General features: G+C 67.7%; 16 protein-coding genes. 9 read left to right on the top strand and 7 right to left on the bottom strand.

Features of this window, described 5'->3' with window-relative positions:
• Positions 1-190: 190 nt before the first annotated feature.
• From AC2SGK_RS06145 to AC2SGK_RS06135, 3 genes are read left to right on the top strand one after another with little or no spacing between them, the layout of a single operon-like run.
• Positions 191-2,047, top strand: coding sequence for an extracellular solute-binding protein (locus tag AC2SGK_RS06145; protein ID WP_488322708.1), 1,857 nt, complete (start codon positions 191-193; stop codon positions 2,045-2,047).
• A complete protein-coding gene (locus AC2SGK_RS06140; RefSeq protein WP_488322707.1) occupies positions 2,047-2,178 on the top strand; it encodes a hypothetical protein in 132 nt (43 codons plus the stop codon). The genes AC2SGK_RS06145 and AC2SGK_RS06140 overlap by 1 nt, the downstream gene beginning before the upstream one ends.
• On the top strand, positions 2,178-2,510 hold the full coding sequence (locus AC2SGK_RS06135) for a hypothetical protein (protein ID WP_488322706.1): 333 nt from the start codon (positions 2,178-2,180) through the stop codon (positions 2,508-2,510). The genes AC2SGK_RS06140 and AC2SGK_RS06135 overlap by 1 nt, the downstream gene beginning before the upstream one ends.
• Positions 2,511-2,528: 18 nt before the next feature.
• On the opposite strand, the gene AC2SGK_RS06130 is transcribed toward AC2SGK_RS06135, so the two are convergent.
• Entirely contained in the window at positions 2,529-3,686 is a 1,158-nt protein-coding gene (locus AC2SGK_RS06130; RefSeq protein ID WP_488322705.1) for a BCCT family transporter, read from the bottom strand.
• Between the two features lie 279 nt (positions 3,687-3,965).
• Here AC2SGK_RS06130 and AC2SGK_RS06125 point away from each other — a divergent pair, with 279 nt between their 5' ends.
• Positions 3,966-4,853: a cation diffusion facilitator family transporter gene (locus AC2SGK_RS06125; protein WP_488322704.1), complete on the top strand. Its 888-nt coding sequence runs from the start codon at positions 3,966-3,968 to the stop codon at positions 4,851-4,853.
• Positions 4,854-4,859: 6 nt separating this feature from the next.
• Here AC2SGK_RS06125 and xth read toward each other — a convergent pair whose 3' ends face one another.
• Entirely contained in the window at positions 4,860-5,645 is a 786-nt protein-coding gene (xth, locus tag AC2SGK_RS06120; RefSeq protein WP_488322703.1) for an exodeoxyribonuclease III, read from the bottom strand.
• A gap of 84 nt (positions 5,646-5,729) precedes the next feature.
• Here xth and AC2SGK_RS06115 point away from each other — a divergent pair, with 84 nt between their 5' ends.
• Entirely contained in the window at positions 5,730-6,263 is a 534-nt protein-coding gene (locus AC2SGK_RS06115; protein ID WP_488322702.1) for a hypothetical protein, read from the top strand.
• Here AC2SGK_RS06115 and AC2SGK_RS06110 read toward each other — a convergent pair.
• Complete coding sequence (locus AC2SGK_RS06110) at positions 6,260-6,583, bottom strand: HesB/IscA family protein (protein WP_488322701.1); 324 nt, start codon at positions 6,581-6,583, stop codon at positions 6,260-6,262. The two genes, AC2SGK_RS06115 and AC2SGK_RS06110, sit on opposite strands and share 4 nt — an antisense overlap.
• A 71-nt stretch (positions 6,584-6,654) precedes the next feature.
• Here AC2SGK_RS06110 and AC2SGK_RS06105 point away from each other — a divergent pair, with 71 nt between their 5' ends.
• The 3 genes from AC2SGK_RS06105 to AC2SGK_RS06095 all read left to right on the top strand — a co-directional run bounded on the left by AC2SGK_RS06105 (position 6,655) and on the right by AC2SGK_RS06095 (position 9,163).
• The gene (locus AC2SGK_RS06105) at positions 6,655-7,815 is read left to right on the top strand and encodes a deoxyguanosinetriphosphate triphosphohydrolase (RefSeq protein ID WP_488322700.1); all 1,161 of its coding nucleotides are present in this window, start codon (positions 6,655-6,657) and stop codon (positions 7,813-7,815) included.
• Between the two features lie 65 nt (positions 7,816-7,880).
• Positions 7,881-8,303: an OsmC family protein gene (locus tag AC2SGK_RS06100; protein WP_488322699.1), complete on the top strand. Its 423-nt coding sequence runs from the start codon at positions 7,881-7,883 to the stop codon at positions 8,301-8,303.
• Positions 8,300-9,163 carry a transglutaminase-like domain-containing protein gene (locus AC2SGK_RS06095; RefSeq protein WP_488322698.1) on the top strand — a complete coding sequence of 288 codons (864 nt, stop codon included), beginning with the start codon at positions 8,300-8,302 and terminating at the stop codon, positions 9,161-9,163. Before AC2SGK_RS06100 ends, AC2SGK_RS06095 begins: the two co-directional genes overlap by 4 nt.
• A gap of 12 nt (positions 9,164-9,175) precedes the next feature.
• Here the strand turns inward: AC2SGK_RS06095 and AC2SGK_RS06090 are convergent, their stop codons facing one another.
• Together AC2SGK_RS06090 and AC2SGK_RS06085 are read right to left on the bottom strand one after the other, a co-directional pair.
• Positions 9,176-9,670: a hypothetical protein gene (locus AC2SGK_RS06090; protein WP_488322697.1), complete on the bottom strand. Its 495-nt coding sequence runs from the start codon at positions 9,668-9,670 to the stop codon at positions 9,176-9,178.
• A gap of 176 nt (positions 9,671-9,846) precedes the next feature.
• Positions 9,847-11,442 (bottom strand): peptide chain release factor 3, encoded by a 1,596-nt coding sequence (locus AC2SGK_RS06085; protein ID WP_488322696.1) that lies wholly within the window; start codon positions 11,440-11,442, stop codon positions 9,847-9,849.
• A gap of 134 nt (positions 11,443-11,576) precedes the next feature.
• On the opposite strand from AC2SGK_RS06085, the gene AC2SGK_RS06080 reads away from it, so the two are divergent.
• Positions 11,577-12,992 (top strand): hypothetical protein, encoded by a 1,416-nt coding sequence (locus AC2SGK_RS06080; protein WP_488322695.1) that lies wholly within the window; start codon positions 11,577-11,579, stop codon positions 12,990-12,992.
• Here AC2SGK_RS06080 and AC2SGK_RS06075 read toward each other — a convergent pair.
• Together AC2SGK_RS06075 and AC2SGK_RS06070 are read right to left on the bottom strand one after the other, a co-directional pair.
• On the bottom strand, positions 12,989-14,653 hold the full coding sequence (locus AC2SGK_RS06075; RefSeq protein ID WP_488322694.1) for a formate--tetrahydrofolate ligase: 1,665 nt from the start codon (positions 14,651-14,653) through the stop codon (positions 12,989-12,991). The two genes, AC2SGK_RS06080 and AC2SGK_RS06075, sit on opposite strands and share 4 nt — an antisense overlap.
• Before the next feature lie 99 nt (positions 14,654-14,752).
• Positions 14,753-15,358 (bottom strand): uracil-DNA glycosylase family protein, encoded by a 606-nt coding sequence (locus AC2SGK_RS06070; RefSeq protein WP_488322693.1) that lies wholly within the window; start codon positions 15,356-15,358, stop codon positions 14,753-14,755.
• Positions 15,359-15,506: the final 148 nt, after the last annotated feature.

Raw genomic sequence — 15,506 nt, 5'->3', positions numbered from 1 at the left:
AAAAGCGCCCGCACAAGGCGGGCGCAAGTCATGAGGCAGGTTTCATACAGGCAAGAAACCTATCGAGCAGTGCCCTATTTATACGCGAGGAACCGCCCGAGTCCAACAGCGATCTTCCCGGCTTGGTTGACGCACCCCCGCCAAGCCTGTTGATAATGCGGCCAAACAAGAAACGGCGGGGCGGCGGGCGATGCGAATCTTCGAAAACCTTAGGGAATGTGCGGTCGGGCGGGTCGCCCCCGCGCTGGTGGCGCTGTGCTGCGGTGTTGCAGCAATGCCGCTGGCAACCCTCGCCGAACCGGCCCATGGCATTGCAATCTATGGAGAACCTGCGCTGCCCGAGGGCTTTGCCCATCTGCCCTATGCCAATCCCGATGCGCCCAAGGGCGGCACGATTCGGCTGGCCGAGCCGGGCGGCTTCGACAGCCTGAAGCCTTGGATCCTGAAGGGCAACGCGGCCTGGGGCGTGGGGGTGCATGTCACCGAATCGCTGATGATGCGGTCGATCGACGAACCCTTCACGCTCTACGGCCTGCTGGCCGAGTCGGTCGAGGTCGCGCCCGACCGGACCTGGGTCGAGTTCACCCTGCGCCCCGAGGCCCGGTTCTCGGACGGCAGCCCGGTCACGGTCGAGGACGTGATCTGGTCCTATGAGACATTGGGCACCCAGGGGCATCCACGCTATCACGCCGCCTGGTCGCGGGTCGCCGCGATCGAGCCGGTGGGCGCGCGCGGCGTCCGTCTGACCTTCGAGGAGCCCGACCGCGAGCTGCCCATGCTGATGGGCCTGCGCCCGATCCTGAAGAAGGCCCAGTGGGAGGGAAAGGACTTCACCGCCTCCTCCCTGGAGGTGCCCATCGGCAGCGGGCCCTATGTGGTGGATCAGGTCGATCCGGGGCGCTCGATCACCTTCCGCCGCAATCCCGACCACTGGGCGAAGGGCCTGCCGCTGATGCGGGGGCTGAACAATCTGGATGTGATCCGCTATGACTATTTCGCCGATGCGAACGCGATGTTCGAGGCCTTCAAGGCCGGCGAGGTCACCGTCTGGCGCGAGCTGTCGGCGCAGAAATGGGCCTCGGAATTCGGCTTTCCGCTGATGACCGAGGGCCGTGCGGTCAAGTCCGAGATCCCGAACCAGCGTCCGTCCGGCATCGTCGGGCTGGTCATGAACACCCGCAACCCGATCTTTGCGGACTGGCGCGTGCGCCAGGCGATGATCGAGATGTTCAACTTCCGCTTCATCAACCAGACGCTGAACGGCGGGGCCGATCCGCGGATCGCGTCCTATTTCTCGAACTCGGCCCTGGCAATGGGGGACGGTCCCGCGACGGGCGCGGTGGCGGACCTGCTGGCGCCCTTCGCGGGCGAGCTGCCCCCCGGCGCCATCGAGGGCTATGCCCTGCCCGAGGGGTCCGAGCGGTCGATGGACCGGGCGGGCGTGCGCCGCGCGATGGCGCTGATGGAGGAGGCGGGCTGGACCGTGCAGGACGGGCAGCTGCGCGACGCGCAGGGCCGCCCCTTCGCCTTCGAGATCCTGCTGAACCAGAACGGCACCGCGATGCGCGCGGGCTCGGAGGTGCAGCAGATCGTGAACATCTATGTCGAGGCGCTGCGCCCCCTGGGCATCACGCCGCGGGTCACGCTGATCGATTCGGCGCAATATGTCGAACGCACCAATGCCTACGCCTTCGACATGACCTGGTACGAACGCGGGCTGTCGCTGTCGCCGGGCAGCGAGCAGCGCCTCTACTGGGGCCGTGACGGGGTGACGACGCCCGGCACGCGCAACTGGATGGGCATGGACAGCCCCGCCGCCGAGGCGATGATCGACGCGATGGTCACCGCCGAGACGGCCGAGGACTTCACCGCCGCCGTGCAGGCGCTGGACCGGGTGCTGACCACGGGACGCTACGTGATCCCGGTCAGCTTCTCTCCGGTGTCGCGTCTGGCGCATGCGGCGGATCTGAAATACCCCGAGACGATTCCGGTCTACGGGGACTGGCCGGGCTTCTTGCCCGAAACATGGTGGCAGGAGACGAACTGATGCAGATGTTCTGGGTTACGGTTCTGGCATGCGGCCTGCTGGCCGGGTGCAACACGGTCGCCGGAGTCGGCGAGGACATCACGGGGACGGCGCGCTGGTTCCAAGGCAGCCTGCCCACTGGAGGTTACTGATGAAATGGCACCATGTTCAGGAAAACTGGGCGGCCTTCTACGAGGCGATCATCGACAAGTGGCATGAGGTCGATGAGAGCGAACTGGACGAGATCGACGGCGACCAGCGCGCCTTCATCGCCTATCTGGTCGAAGTGACAGGCCAGGAGCCGGACGAGATCCGCGAGGAGCTGCGCGAGTGGCTGGTGGGCGAGATTCCGTCGGACGTGGTCATGGACCCCGGCCATGACAATCACTCCATCGCTCTGTCGTCCAAGTTCGTGGGCGAGGGCGAGGATGAATACGCCGACGACCAGCGTTTCGGCGACGACGGGGACCAGCGCGAGGACTGATCCCCGATCGGACGGCGGTCAGGCGGCCTTCGCGTCGCCGATCCCGTCTAGGCGCGCGATGTGGCGCGCCATCATCACGTAGATCGCCCCGTAGAGAGACGCCACGATCAGGCCGACCCACTGGATCTCGAACGGGGTGAAGACATAGGCGAAGACCAGCGCCAGCTGCAGCAGGAAATGCAGCGGATAATAGCGGCGGTCGCCCAGGGTCTCGCGCGACCAGCCCAGATTGGCGGAATAGAGCCGGATCAGGCTGTCCAGCGAATTGACCACGAAGATCACGCCGACCGCGATCATGAACCAGTTCAGCCAGACCGGGATCACGATGCCGCCCTGGTGATAGACGAACAGCACGCTGAACCACAGGCCCAGGGGGATTGCGGGCAGCGCGACCATGGCCAGCGCCAGCTGCCAGACCTGCAGCCCGCCCACGAAGCGCGCGACGAACTGGCCGATCATGATCGACCATGCGAACCACCAGAACAGGTAGAATTCGTGATAGTCGCCGATGGGCACCGCAAAGCGCGGCAGATGCGCGAAGTAGCCGCCCAGCAGGCCCAGATTGGCGACGAAGTCCGACAGGCCCACCCGGCTGTAGACGAAGGCAATCATCGCCAGCGCGGTGAAGGCCAGCATCCCGAAGCCCCAGCTGGACATGATGGCCAGCCATTTCATGATCGCCATGTTGCCGCTGGAGATCACCGCCGTGGCGATCACCACCAGCACCAGCGCCCAGACCGACCATTGCGGCAGGCCGGGGGCATAGCTGGGCAGGTTCGACATGAACAGGTAGCAGGTGAAGGAGCAGGTGGCGATGACCGTCAGGTTGTAGACCCACTTGACGACCGGGATCTCGAACAGCTTCAGGCGCGGCTCGATCGCCAGAAAGTAGAAGGTCGCGACGAAGTACATCAGCCAGACCAGCGGTCCCCACATGCCGAACTCGACCGCCAGGGCGTTGGTGAAGCCGAAGGCGGCGTCCTGCTCGTAGATCGGGAATTCAGTCAGGGGCAGCATGACCAGCCCCATGTCCAGGCCCGCCGTGAACAGCAGGGCGATCAGCGTGAACAAGCCGACGGGCTCTTCGCCCTGCAGCCGCAGGCGGGGCCAGCGGATCAGGACGAACAGCGCGCAGGCCAGCACGCTGAGATAGGCGACAGTGATGATGGACGTCATGCGCCATCCTCCTTTGGTCGTTTGAACGATAACCATTATGACCCGAAAGCGTTTCACGCAGATGTGCGGACACTTCGGGTGAATGTGACTGATGTTATTTCGATGACCTAACGATAACGTACGTTGATCGGGCAGTCAATCAACTGTCCGGTCCTGTGGCATCTCGGTGCTGAACGCAGATCGCCGCCGACGGGATGCATCCTTGGCTTGAGATTGCGTGCGGCATCTGCGACATGCTGCGCGAAATTGCCGCGCGCGCCGTCACGAGGGACGACCCAGATGTCCGCGACCCTGAAAATCGCCGCCGGCAGCATCCTCGTCGGCCTGATCGTCCTGGCGCTCAAGACCTTCGCCTGGTGGGTGACGGGTTCGGTGGCGCTGCTGTCGGATGCGTTGGAGAGCATCGTCAACGTGGCGACCGCGCTGGCCGCGCTGATCGCGATCAAGGTCGCGCAGCGCCCGGCCGATCCGGGCCACCCCTACGGCCACCACAAGGCCGAGTTCTTCAGTGCCGTGCTGGAGGGGGTGCTGATCATCGTCGCGGCGCTGCTGATCCTGTCGGAGGCCTGGTCCGCCTTCCAGGACCCGCAGCCGATCGAGGCGGCGGGCCTCGGCATGACCATCAACGCGGGCGCGGGCCTGCTGAACGCAGCCTGGTGCTGGGTGCTGATCCGTCAGGGCCGTCGGCTGCGTTCGCCGGCGCTGGTGGCGGATGGCAAGCATCTGCTGTCGGACGTGATCTCGTCGGGCGGTGTGCTGATCGGGGTGGGGCTGGCCTCGGCCACGGGCTGGGCGGTGCTGGACCCGGCGTTGGCCATGCTGGTGGGCGTCAACATCCTGTGGTCGGGCTGGAAGGTGATGACCTCGTCCCTGTCCGGCCTGATGGACGAGGCCGTGCCGGAGCGCACCCTGTCCACGATCCGCGAGATCATCTCGGACAAGGCCAGCGGCGCGCTGGAGGCGCATGACCTGCGCACGCGCCATGCCGGTGCCGTGACCTTCATCGACTTTCACCTGGTCGTGGACGGGCAGACCACCGTGTCGGACGCCCATGACATCTGCGACCGGGTCGAGGCCAGCCTGAAGGCCAAGCTGCCCGACGCGCAGATCACCATCCATGTCGAACCGGAACACAAGGCTAAGCATTCCGGCGTGCTGGTGATCTGAGCCCCCTCAGGCCGCCAGGCGCACCCAGACCGGAACGTGATCGCTCGGCTTCTCTTGGGCGCGGGCGTCGCGGTCCACCCCGGTCTCGATCATCAGGTCGGCCGCCTGCGGCGACAGCAGCAGATGGTCGATGCGGATGCCGTTGTCGCGTTCCCACGAACTGCCCTGATAGTCCCAGAAGGTGAACGGCCCGCGCGTGGCCCAGGGGTCGCGGATGCGCACCGCATCGGTCCAGCCCTGGTTCACGATGGCACGGAAGGCCGCGCGGCTTTCGGGCAGGAACAGCGCGTCCTCGACCCAAGCCTTGGGGTTGGCCGCGTCGCGCGGTTCGGGGATGATGTTGTAGTCGCCCAGCATCACCACCGGCATCTCGCTGGCCAGCAGCGCGGCGGCGCGATGGCGCAGCCGCTCCATCCAAGCCAGCTTGTAGTCGTATTTCGGCCCCGGCGCGGGGTTGCCGTTGGGCAGGTACAGCCCCGCGATGCGCACCGCGCGGCTGCCAACCACCGTCGCCTCGATGTAGCGGGCCTGCTCGTCGCCGTCGTCGCCGGGCAGGCCGCGCGTCACGTCCTCCAGCGGCAGGCGCGACAGGATCGCGACCCCGTTGAAGCCCTTCTGGCCATGCGTCTCGACCTGCCAGCCCAGATCCTGGAAATGCTCGCGGGGGAAACCTTCGTCGACCGACTTGATCTCCTGCAGGACGACCAGATCGGCATCGGTGCCACCCAGCCAGTCGGTCAGCGCCTGGATGCGGGCCTTGACGCCGTTGATGTTGAAGCTTGCTATTTTCATGCCGCGCATCTTTAGCGGCGCGGCGGCGTTTGGCAACCTGAACCGCCTGCTCCTCGACCCGACCAGACCCGACCGGAGGCCCCGATGATCCGCGCCCTGATCCTGACGCTGGCGATGGCCCTGCCCGCCGCCGCGCGTCCGCCGACCGGCCTGCTGGAGAAGCCGTCGCCCCTGCCCGCGACGATTCCCCTGCAGGTCGCGGCGCCCGGGGGCTCCGATCACGCCGTTCTTCTCAGCGATGCGGACGGCGGCGGGGTCATCAGCGCCTATCTGCGCGGCGGCGAGGTGCTGCGCCTGCTGGTTCCACCGGGCGATCACCGCCTGTCGGTGGCCAGCGGTCGGCCCGAGGACTGGCGCGGATCGGCGGCGCTGTTCGGCGGGGATGCCGTGGCTGTGCCGGGCACCTTGCCCTTCCGCATCGACGGCGCACGGCGCGAGGGTCAGTCGATCACCCTGATCGAGGAAGACGGCACTCTGCGCATCGCCGACCGGCGCAACCGGGTCATCTGCCAGATCGCCGAATGGGAGGTGGAGCGCGTGGAGGAAACCGCGCCGGCCGGCACCACCTTGCGCTATCTGGACCCCGTGCTGCGCACCCGCAGCCGCGTCTGCGACTAGATCGAGAAGCTGGTGCCGCAGCCGCAGCTGGCCGTGGCGTTCGGATTGTCGATCACGAAGCGCGCCCCGATCAGCTCATCAGTGAAGTCGATCACCGCGCCCGCCAGATAGGGCAGCGACACCGGATCAACCAAGACCCTCTGCCCGTCGCGTTCCAGGACCAGATCGTCGGCCTCCGGCGCGTCCAGCCGGATGTCGTACTGGAACCCCGAACAGCCGCCGCCCGACACGGCCACGCGCAGGGGCTGCGGGCTTTTCCCCGCATTGATCTGGGACAGGCGGTCAAAGGCCCGGTCGGTCACTTTCGGCGGCAGGTTCATGGGGCGTTCCCGTTTTCGTCTGGTGGCTTCAAATATAGGGTCCGCGGGCACCAGCCGCAAGGAATGCCCCCGTGACCGCTCTTGCCCCCTATGCCTGCCATCCGGCCGAGAGCCGCGGTCGCCTGCATGACGAAAGCCTGTCCACCTTCCGTTCGCCCTGGCAGCGCGACCGCGACCGGATCATCCATTCCAGCGCCTTCCGCCGCCTGAAGCACAAGACGCAGGTCTTTGTCGAGCATGACGGCGAGGGCTGGCGCGGCGACTATTTCCGCACCCGCCTGACCCACACGATCGAGGTGGCGCAGGTCGCCCGCACCATCGCCGGCGCGCTGAACCTGAATGCCGACCTGGCCGAGACGGTGGCTTTGGCCCATGACCTGGGCCACCCGCCCTTCGGCCATACCGGAGAGGATGCGCTGGCCGCGCTGATGGCGCCTTACGGCGGGTTCGACCACAACGCCCAGGCCTTGCGCATCGTCACCCGGCTGGAGCGGCACTATGCCGATTTCGACGGGCTGAACCTGACCTGGGAGAGCCTGGAGGGCATCGCCAAGCATAACGGTCCGGTGACCGGCCCCCTGCCCTATGCCTTGGCCGAGGTCAACGCGCTGTGGGACCTGGAGCTGCATACCAATGCCAGCGCCGAGGCGCAGGTGGCGGCGGTGGCCGACGACGTGGCCTACAACCACCACGACCTGCATGACGGGCTGCGCGCGGGCCTGTTCACCGAGGCCGATCTGGCCGAGCTGCCGGTGATCGGGCCGGCCTTCGCCGAGGTCGACCGCCGCTATCCGGGCCTGGACCCCACGCGGCGGCGCTACGAGGCGCTGCGCCGCGTCTTCGGCGTCATGGTCGAGGACGTGATCGCCGTCGCCCAGAACCGCCTGACCGGCCTGCAGCCCCGCTCCGCCGACGAGATCCGGGCCATGGAGGGACCGATCATCCGCTTCTCCAAGCCGCTCTATCAGAACATCAAGGCGATCAAAGCCTTCCTGTTCCAGCGCATGTACCGCGCCCCGTCCGTCGTGGTCGAACGCACCCATGCCACGCGGATGCTGAACGACCTGTTCCCGCTGTTCCTGTCCGAACCCGACCGCCTGCCCGACCAGTGGCGCGACGTGGCAGTGGGGCTGAACGACCCGGTCGAACGCGCGCGTCTGGTCCTCGACTATGTCGCGGGCATGACCGACCGCTATGCGATTGCGGAACATCAGCGCCTGATCGGGGGGTGAACCGGAAACCTGCCGGGTCCGGCCGCGTTGAGCGGCAGCGATTCACAGTAGGAAAGGTTCACCCCATGATCACGCGCACCGGTTCGGCCCAGTGGGAAGGCGGCCTAAAGGGCGGCACGGGCACCGTCTCGACCAAGTCCGGCGCCCTGTCGGACCAGCCCTACGGCTTCAACACGCGCTTCGAGGACAAGCCCGGCACCAACCCCGAGGAACTGATCGGGGCGGCCCATGCCTCGTGCTTCTCGATGGCGCTGGCGATGATGCTGGAGCAGGAGGGCGTCGGCGGCGTCACCGTCAAGACCAGCTCGGATATCATGATGGACAAGGAGGGCGACGGTTTCGCCGTCAAGAAGGCCCATCTGACCACCACCATCACCGGCGACGCCGATGAGGCCAAGATCCTGGAGATCGCCGAGAAGGCCAAGGCCGGCTGCCCGATCAGCAAGCTGCTGAACGCGGAGATCACCATGGACGCCACGGTGGCATGATGCGCGTCCGGATCGGTTACGAGTTCGACATCCGGGTCCCGCGGGATACCCCGCTGATCCTGATGGTCACGCCCGAAAAGGCCCGGCACCGCGATTTCGTGGCGCCGGAACAGGTGGTGACCGATCCGACAGTCCCGATCCGTCGGTTCCGCGACCGCTACGGCAACATCTGCCAGCGTCTCGTGGCACCCGCGGGAGACTTCACCCTTGGTGCCCATGTGACCGTCCGCGACCATGGTGAGTGGGACGAGGTCGATCCCGACGCCCGCGAGATGCCCATCGAGGAGCTGCCCGACGAGGTCATGACCTTCCTCGCCGCCTCGCGCTACGTCGAGAGCGACGTGATGGCGCCCGAGGCATGGCGCCTGTTCGGCGACGTCACCCCGGGCTGGAGCCGCGTGCAGGCGGTGCTGGACCACGGCCACAAGGTCCTGCGCTTCGACTATGGCACCGCGTCCTCGTCGCGCACTGCGCTGGACGCCAGCAAGGGCGGCACCGGCGTCTGCCGCGACTTCGCGCATCTGGCGCTGGCCTATCTGCGCGGGCTGAACATCCCGGCGCGCTATGTGAACGGCTATGTCGGCGATATCGGCGTGCCTGCCGTGGACGCGCCGATGGATTTCGCCGCCTGGATCGAGGTTTGGCTGTCCGACCGTTGGTGGACGCTGGACCCGCGCAACAACGAACGTCGCCTCGGGCGGGTGGTCATCGCACGCGGCCATGATGCGGCGGACGTGCCCATGCTGAGCAGCTTCGGCCCGCACGACCTGACCCGCTTTCAGGTCTGGTGCCACCCGGTCGATGAACATGGGCAGGAGATCGACGGCATGGCCTTCGGCCCGCAGCCGCCACGCCTCTAATTGTCCTGTCAGTTACGCAAAGCGTTTGGAGTACAGCCGCCGGTGCGACAGGACATGGATCGCAGCAAAAGCCGCGCCAGCCATTATCATAAGATCGTTCTGCGCAAGAAGAAGTCGCCATGTGCGTTCCGGGTCGGCACAGCCACCTACTTCATCATTGATCAGCAGATGCAGATTACGGCGGTCGCTATATCCGGATGACTTGGAACATTTTCCCACGATGACCCGGCCCACGACCTGCAACCAGTGTCGCTCCGGTTCGTCACCTATCCACGGCTCGGCGTTTCGTGGATCAATCCGGCTCATTATCTCTTTGTGCGTCGTGGATTTGCGCTCAGACTGGAGATGCCGAAACGACAAGACATCGGGGAGAGGTTCACCGGCTTTGACCGCGGCGTTAACCACCGCGCAAGCATGTGCAAGTTGTCTAGGTATCGCCTCGACAATCTCCACGCCGACCGACCCGGTCGAATAATCGAGGCGAAAATCCGGACATTCCTGCTTCACGATCTTTATAGGATACGGCCCCCCGAAAACGTACTGGTCCGCGCGCAGTGCGTGGCCGAGTGTCCAGCGCTCCCTCAGTTCGCTGATCTGATCGGACCCGCGCCCGGGGATGGGCTGACACAGTTCGTCAAGAACTGCATCAAACTCCCCCGGCGTGCGTATCTCCCACGCGGTCCTCAGACCATCATCTCCTTGGTCGCGGTCAGCTTGAGGTCGGGATGGTCGCGGCCGATCCGGTCGATGTCCCATTGCAGGCGCGTCAGATAGACCAGGTCCCCGTCATGGTCATGCGCCAGGTGACCCTTGTTGGCCTCGGCAAAGGCCGACACCTTGTCCTTGGGGCCGCTGACCCAGCGCGCGCTGGTGAACTGGCTGCCCTCGAAGCGGACGGGGATGCCGTATTCCAGCTCGATCCGGCTGGCCAGAACCTCGAACTGCAGCGCGCCGACGACGCCCACGATGAAGCCCGACCCGATGGCGGGCTTGAAGACCTTGGCGGCGCCCTCTTCGGCGAATTGCATCAGCGCCTTTTCCAGGTGCTTGGCCTTCATCGGATCGGTCGCGCGGACCGATTGCAGCAGTTCGGGCGCGAAGGACGGGATGCCGGTGAAGCGCAGCGCCTCGCCCTCGGTCAGCGCGTCGCCGATGCGCAGCTGGCCGTGGTTGGGGATGCCGATGATGTCGCCCGCCCAGGCCTCCTCGGCCAGCTCGCGGTCGGCGGCCAGGAACAGGACCGGGTTCGACACAGCCATGGGCTTCTTCGTGCGCACATGGACCATCTTCATCCCGCGTTCGAAATGTCCCGATGCCAGGCGGACGAAAGCCACGCGGTCGCGGTGCTTGGGGTCCATGTTGGCCTGCACCTTGAAGACGAAGCCGGTGACGGGCGTCTCCTCGGGGGCGATCTCGCGGTCGGCGCTGTTCTGGGGCTGGGGCGGCGGGCCATAGGCCGCGATGCCCTTCATCAGCTCCTGCACGCCGAAGCTGTTGATCGCGCTGCCGAACCAGATGGGAGTCATGTGCCCCTCCAGGAAGGACCGGCGGTCGAAGGCGGGCAGCAGCTCGCGCGCCATCTCGACCTCCTCGCGCAGCTTGGACAGCAGGTCCGCGGGGACATGATCGGCCAGGCGCGGGTCCTCCAGACCGTCGATCTTGATCGATTCCGCGACCTTGTTGCGGTCGGCGCGGTCCATCAGCTCCAGCCGGTCGTGCAGCATGTCGTAGCAGCCGATGAAGTCGCGCCCGACCCCGATGGGCCAAGATGCGGGTGCCACGTCGATGGCCAGATTCTCCTGGATCTCGTCGATGATCTCGAACGTGTCGCGGGATTCGCGGTCCATCTTGTTGCAGAAGGTCAGGATCGGCAGGTCGCGCAGCCGGCAGACCTCGAACAGCTTGCGGGTCTGCGATTCGACGCCCTTGGCACCGTCGATGACCATGATCGCCGCATCCACCGCCGTCAGCGTGCGATAGGTGTCCTCCGAGAAGTCGCTGTGACCCGGCGTGTCCACCAGATTGAAGCGATGTCCGTCAAAATCGAACGACATGGCCGATGCGCTGACCGAGATGCCGCGGTCCTGCTCCATCTTCATGAAGTCCGACCGCGTCCGCCGTGCCTCGCCCTTGGCGCGCACCTGTCCCGCCATCTGGATGGCGCCGCCATACAGAAGGAATTTCTCGGTCAGCGTGGTCTTGCCGGCGTCGGGATGCGAGATGATCGCGAAGGTCCGGCGGCGGGCGATCTCGGGGGGAAGGTCGGGGCGGTTGCTCATGGCCGGGCTTTACCGCGACCGGGCGTCCGGTGCAATTCCCGCCGTCGCGCGTCCGGTCGCTTGAATTGTCTGCATCCGCTTCTTGCGAACGGGCGTCCCCCGGACATGATCGCGCAGATCGGACGGGGTGGCGGATGGACGGATCACTGGATCAACTGTTGCGGTTGCTGTCGAACCGCGGGCTGGAATGGCTGCGCCGCCACATCATGGCGCTGCCCGACCCCGTGCCGCCGGATCACCCCGATCTGGGCGCGCTGGCGATGGTGGGACAGGTGGCGCCGGTGCTGACCGGGCTGCGCGGCCGCATCTCTCCGATCGAGGTCATCGTGACGCGCCGGCTGACCGCCGATCTGGTCCGCGCGGGGGCGGTCCGCGTGCTGGAGGGGGCGCGCGACGACGCGCTGGTGCGCCTGATGCTGGCAGGCGGGCTGGTGGCGCGGGACGAGCCGCTGTGGCAGCTGGCCTGCGACGCGCTGGCGGACGATCCCGCCCTGCCGCTGGCGCAGCGGCTGGCCCTGTCCGACGACCCTTCCCTGTCGGCACGGGCCGAGGCGGTGCTGACCGCCCAGCCCGACCATCCCAGCGCAGAGGACGTGGCGATCCGCTGCGAGGTGCTGATGCAGCTGTGCCATCACGGCGCGCGGCGTCCGCGCCTGTCGGGTCCGCGCGTCTTCGCGGTCGTCTTCGACAACCTGCGGGCGCTGTCCCTCTGGGCGCAGACGCGCGGCTGCACGACGTCGGTCGCGCGGATGGCCTTCTGCCTCAGGCTTCTGGACCCCGATTATCCCGTCGCCGACATGATGGCCGACATGATGCAGGCGCAGCGGCCCGACGGATCGTTTCCCGCAAGGCTCGGCTTCGGGACGGCGGATCAGGCCCTGTCCGACGCGGTCGTGCCGACCCTGAGCGTGGCGATGGCCCTGCATCTGGGCGCGTGGCGGCGCTGGCGGGGGCCGGCGCCGGAATGGCTGCAGCCGCGCCCGCTGCACGCGGCGCTGCGCGGGCTGGCCGACCAGATCGCGGCGCGCCCGGTGCCGCCAGACCTAGCGCTCTGGGCCGCGGCCAGCCTGACGCGGGCGCAAGGGCGCGACTGGTTCGCCCGGCTTGACGCGCCGCGGCATGCCGGGCCGGACCAGCTGGCCCATCTGGCACGGCTGTGCTTTCGCGACGCGGTAGCCGCGCATCATCTGCGCGGCTGGTTGCGGATCGGTCGCGGCCCCGGCTCAGGCGCCGACCCCGCCGCGACGGAGGCCGCCTGGCTGCGCGGCAATCCGGTGACGATCCGTTCTGATCCGCCGGCGGCGCTTCTGTCGCTGTGGCAGCGCGCGGCGCTGAGGGACGACGCGGCGGCCTTCCTGGCCTGCGCACGCATCGCCCGCCATCACGCGAATGCGCCCCTGACGCCACCGATCCGCGCCATGGCGCGCCGGATGGCCGTGGCAGCGATGCAGCCCGCGCCCGATCTGGCCGAGGCGCTGGAGCGGCTGGACCGGCTGACCCTGCTCGCCCAGCTTCTGGAGCCGGAGCTGCAGGCGGCCGCCGCGGCCTAGAACAGCCCCTCGACCTGGCCCAGATCGTCCAGGCGGATCGTCTCGGCGGCGGGATGGCGCGGCAGGCCGGGCATGGTCATGATCTGCCCGCAGATCGCCACGATGAAGCCCGCGCCGGCGTTCAGCCGCACCTCGCGCACCGGGATGACATGCCCGGTCGGCGCCCCCCGCAGCGTCGGGTCGGTGGAGAAGCTGTACTGCGTCTTGCCGATGCAGATGGGCATGCGCCCATGCCCCGCCGCCTGCCACGCGGCAAGCTGCTCGCGCACGCCGGGCGCGGCCTCCACGCGGGCGGCATGGTGGATGCGGGTGCAGATCGTCTGGATCTTGTCCCACAGGTCCATGTCGTCGGGATAGAGCGGCGTCATCGCCGCGCCCCGGTCGGCCAGGGCCACGACCGCGCGCGCCAGATCCTCGGCCCCCGCGCCGCCCTCGGCCCAGTGACGCGCGACAACGGCCTGAACGCCGCGCGAGGCGCAGTAGTCCTGCAGGGCCGCGATCTCGGCGGGCGTGTCGCCCGCGAAATGGTTCAGCGCAACCACGACCGGGAGGCCGAAGCCGCGCAGGTTGTCGATATGGCGACCCAGATTGGCGCAACCCGCCGTGACCGCCGCGACATCCTCGGCCGCAAGGTCGGCCTTGGCCACGCCGCCGTTCATCTTCAGCGCCCGCACGGTCGCCACCAGCACCACGGCGGCGGGCGACAGCCCGGCCAGGCGGCACTTGATGTTCAGGAACTTCTCGGCCCCCAGATCGGCGCCGAACCCGGCCTCGGTCACGACATAGTCGGACAGGCGCAGCGCCGCCCGCGTCGCGATGACGCTGTTGCAGCCATGCGCGATGTTGGCGAAGGGGCCGCCATGGACCAGCGCGGGGTTGTTCTCCAGCGTCTGGACCAGGTTCGGCTGCAGCGCGTCCTTCAGCAGCACGGTCATGGCGCCGTCGGCCTGAAGATCGCGCGCGGTGACGGGGCGGCGGTCGCGGGTCTCGGCCACGATGATGCGGCCAAGCCGCTCCTGCAGGTCGGCCAGATCGCGCGCCAGGCACAGGATCGCCATGACCTCGGAGGCGACGGTGATGTCGAACCCCGTCTGCCGCGAGAAGCCGTTGGCAGGCCCGCCCAGACCCACCACCACCTCGCGCAGCGCCCGGTCGTTCATGTCCATGACCCGCCGCCAGCTGATCCGGCGGGTGTCGATCTCCAGCGCGTTGCCCCAGTGGACATGGTTGTCGATCATCGCCGCCAGCAGGTTGTGCGCCGAGGTGATGGCGTGGAAATCGCCGGTGAAGTGCAGGTTGATCTCCTCCATCGGCACGATCTGGGCATGTCCGCCGCCGGCGGCCCCGCCCTTCATGCCGAAATTCGGCCCCAGGCTCGCCTCGCGGATGCAGATGGTGGCGCGGTGACCGATCCGGTTCAACGCGTCGCCCAGACCCACGGTGGTGGTCGTCTTGCCCTCTCCGGCGGGGGTCGGGTTGATGGCGGTGACCAGGATCAGCCGCCCCTGCGGCCCGTCCAGCCCGGCCAGTGCCTCGTGGGTGATCTTGGCCTTGTCATGGCCGTAGGGCAGGATCTGGGTCGGCGTCAGGCCAAGCCGCGCGGCGATCTCGGCGATGGGGCGCTTGGCGGCGGCGCGGGCAATCTGAAGGTCGGTCTGCATCGTCTGCGGCATCCTTGGACGGGGTCGAACCAGGCGCCGGTCAGGCGCGTCGGTCGGAACTATCGCAGGTCGCGGCGCCGCTCGCCAGCCCGTCCCGCCCTACAGGACCGCCGCCACCGCCGCCCGCAGGTCCGGCAGCAGGTCGAGCTCGAACCACGGATTGGCCTTGAGCCAGCCGGTGTTGCGCCAGCTGGGATGGGGCAGCGGCACGATGCCGGGCGCGTGGTCGCGCCAGGATCTGACGGCCTCGGTCACGTTGCGCGCGCCCAGATGCCAGCGGATCGCGTGACCGCCCACCAGGAGCGTCAGGCGCGGGCGCAGCTGCGCCATGACCGCGTCGCGCCAGGTCGCCGCGCAGATCGGCGGCGGCGGCAGGTCCGCGCCCCGCGCATCATAGCCCGGAAAGCAGAAGGCCATCGGCACGATCGCCACCCGGTCGCGGTCGTAGAAGGTGTCGGCGTCCACCCCCATCCAATCGCGCAGCCGTTGGCCCGAGCGGTCCGTGAAGGGCCGCCCGCTGGCATGGACCCGCGCGCCGGGCGCCTGCCCCACGATCAGCAACCTTGCGCCCGGACGGAACCAGACGACGGGCCGCGGGGCATGCGCGGTCGCCGTCAGCGCGAAGCGCTCGCGGCACAGGCGGCAGGCAGCGATGCGGTCGGGCAGGTCGGACGCGTCGAGCGGAGGTGGCGGTTCTGTGAACATCCGTCGAACTTATGGCAAAATGGCCGTGATATAAGGCTGGTCAGATCACGTTTTCTGGGGCGGAATGCGAAGGGTGGACAGGCTGCCGCCGCATCCGTAAGGTCAAAGGGGGAAGCCCGGGGCCCGCGGCATGGCACGCCTCGTGCCG

Source organism: Paracoccus sp. NIOT.M2S5SZ12 (assembly GCF_057748165.1).
Note: the sequence above shows the minus strand (reverse complement) of the source record. Positions and strands in the feature narration are given on the sequence as shown.

What these genes read in the sequence shown, in the direction of transcription:
- AC2SGK_RS06110 (WP_488322701.1), bottom strand. Translation starts at nt 6,583, where the DNA reads ATGAACCTGCCGCCGAAAGTGACCGACCGGGCCTTTGACCGCCTGTCC.
- AC2SGK_RS06070 (WP_488322693.1), bottom strand. Translation starts at nt 15,358, where the DNA reads ATGTTCACAGAACCGCCACCTCCGCTCGACGCGTCCGACCTGCCCGAC.
- AC2SGK_RS06100 (WP_488322699.1), top strand. Translation starts at nt 7,881, where the DNA reads ATGATCACGCGCACCGGTTCGGCCCAGTGGGAAGGCGGCCTAAAGGGC.
- AC2SGK_RS06140 (WP_488322707.1), top strand. Translation starts at nt 2,047, where the DNA reads ATGCAGATGTTCTGGGTTACGGTTCTGGCATGCGGCCTGCTGGCCGGG.
- AC2SGK_RS06085 (WP_488322696.1), bottom strand. Translation starts at nt 11,442, where the DNA reads ATGAGCAACCGCCCCGACCTTCCCCCCGAGATCGCCCGCCGCCGGACC.
- AC2SGK_RS06080 (WP_488322695.1), top strand. Translation starts at nt 11,577, where the DNA reads ATGGACGGATCACTGGATCAACTGTTGCGGTTGCTGTCGAACCGCGGG.
- AC2SGK_RS06130 (WP_488322705.1), bottom strand. Translation starts at nt 3,686, where the DNA reads ATGACGTCCATCATCACTGTCGCCTATCTCAGCGTGCTGGCCTGCGCG.
- AC2SGK_RS06075 (WP_488322694.1), bottom strand. Translation starts at nt 14,653, where the DNA reads ATGCAGACCGACCTTCAGATTGCCCGCGCCGCCGCCAAGCGCCCCATC.
- xth (WP_488322703.1), bottom strand. Translation starts at nt 5,645, where the DNA reads ATGAAAATAGCAAGCTTCAACATCAACGGCGTCAAGGCCCGCATCCAG.
- AC2SGK_RS06135 (WP_488322706.1), top strand. Translation starts at nt 2,178, where the DNA reads ATGAAATGGCACCATGTTCAGGAAAACTGGGCGGCCTTCTACGAGGCG.
- AC2SGK_RS06145 (WP_488322708.1), top strand. Translation starts at nt 191, where the DNA reads ATGCGAATCTTCGAAAACCTTAGGGAATGTGCGGTCGGGCGGGTCGCC.
- AC2SGK_RS06125 (WP_488322704.1), top strand. Translation starts at nt 3,966, where the DNA reads ATGTCCGCGACCCTGAAAATCGCCGCCGGCAGCATCCTCGTCGGCCTG.
- AC2SGK_RS06115 (WP_488322702.1), top strand. Translation starts at nt 5,730, where the DNA reads ATGATCCGCGCCCTGATCCTGACGCTGGCGATGGCCCTGCCCGCCGCC.
- AC2SGK_RS06095 (WP_488322698.1), top strand. Translation starts at nt 8,300, where the DNA reads ATGATGCGCGTCCGGATCGGTTACGAGTTCGACATCCGGGTCCCGCGG.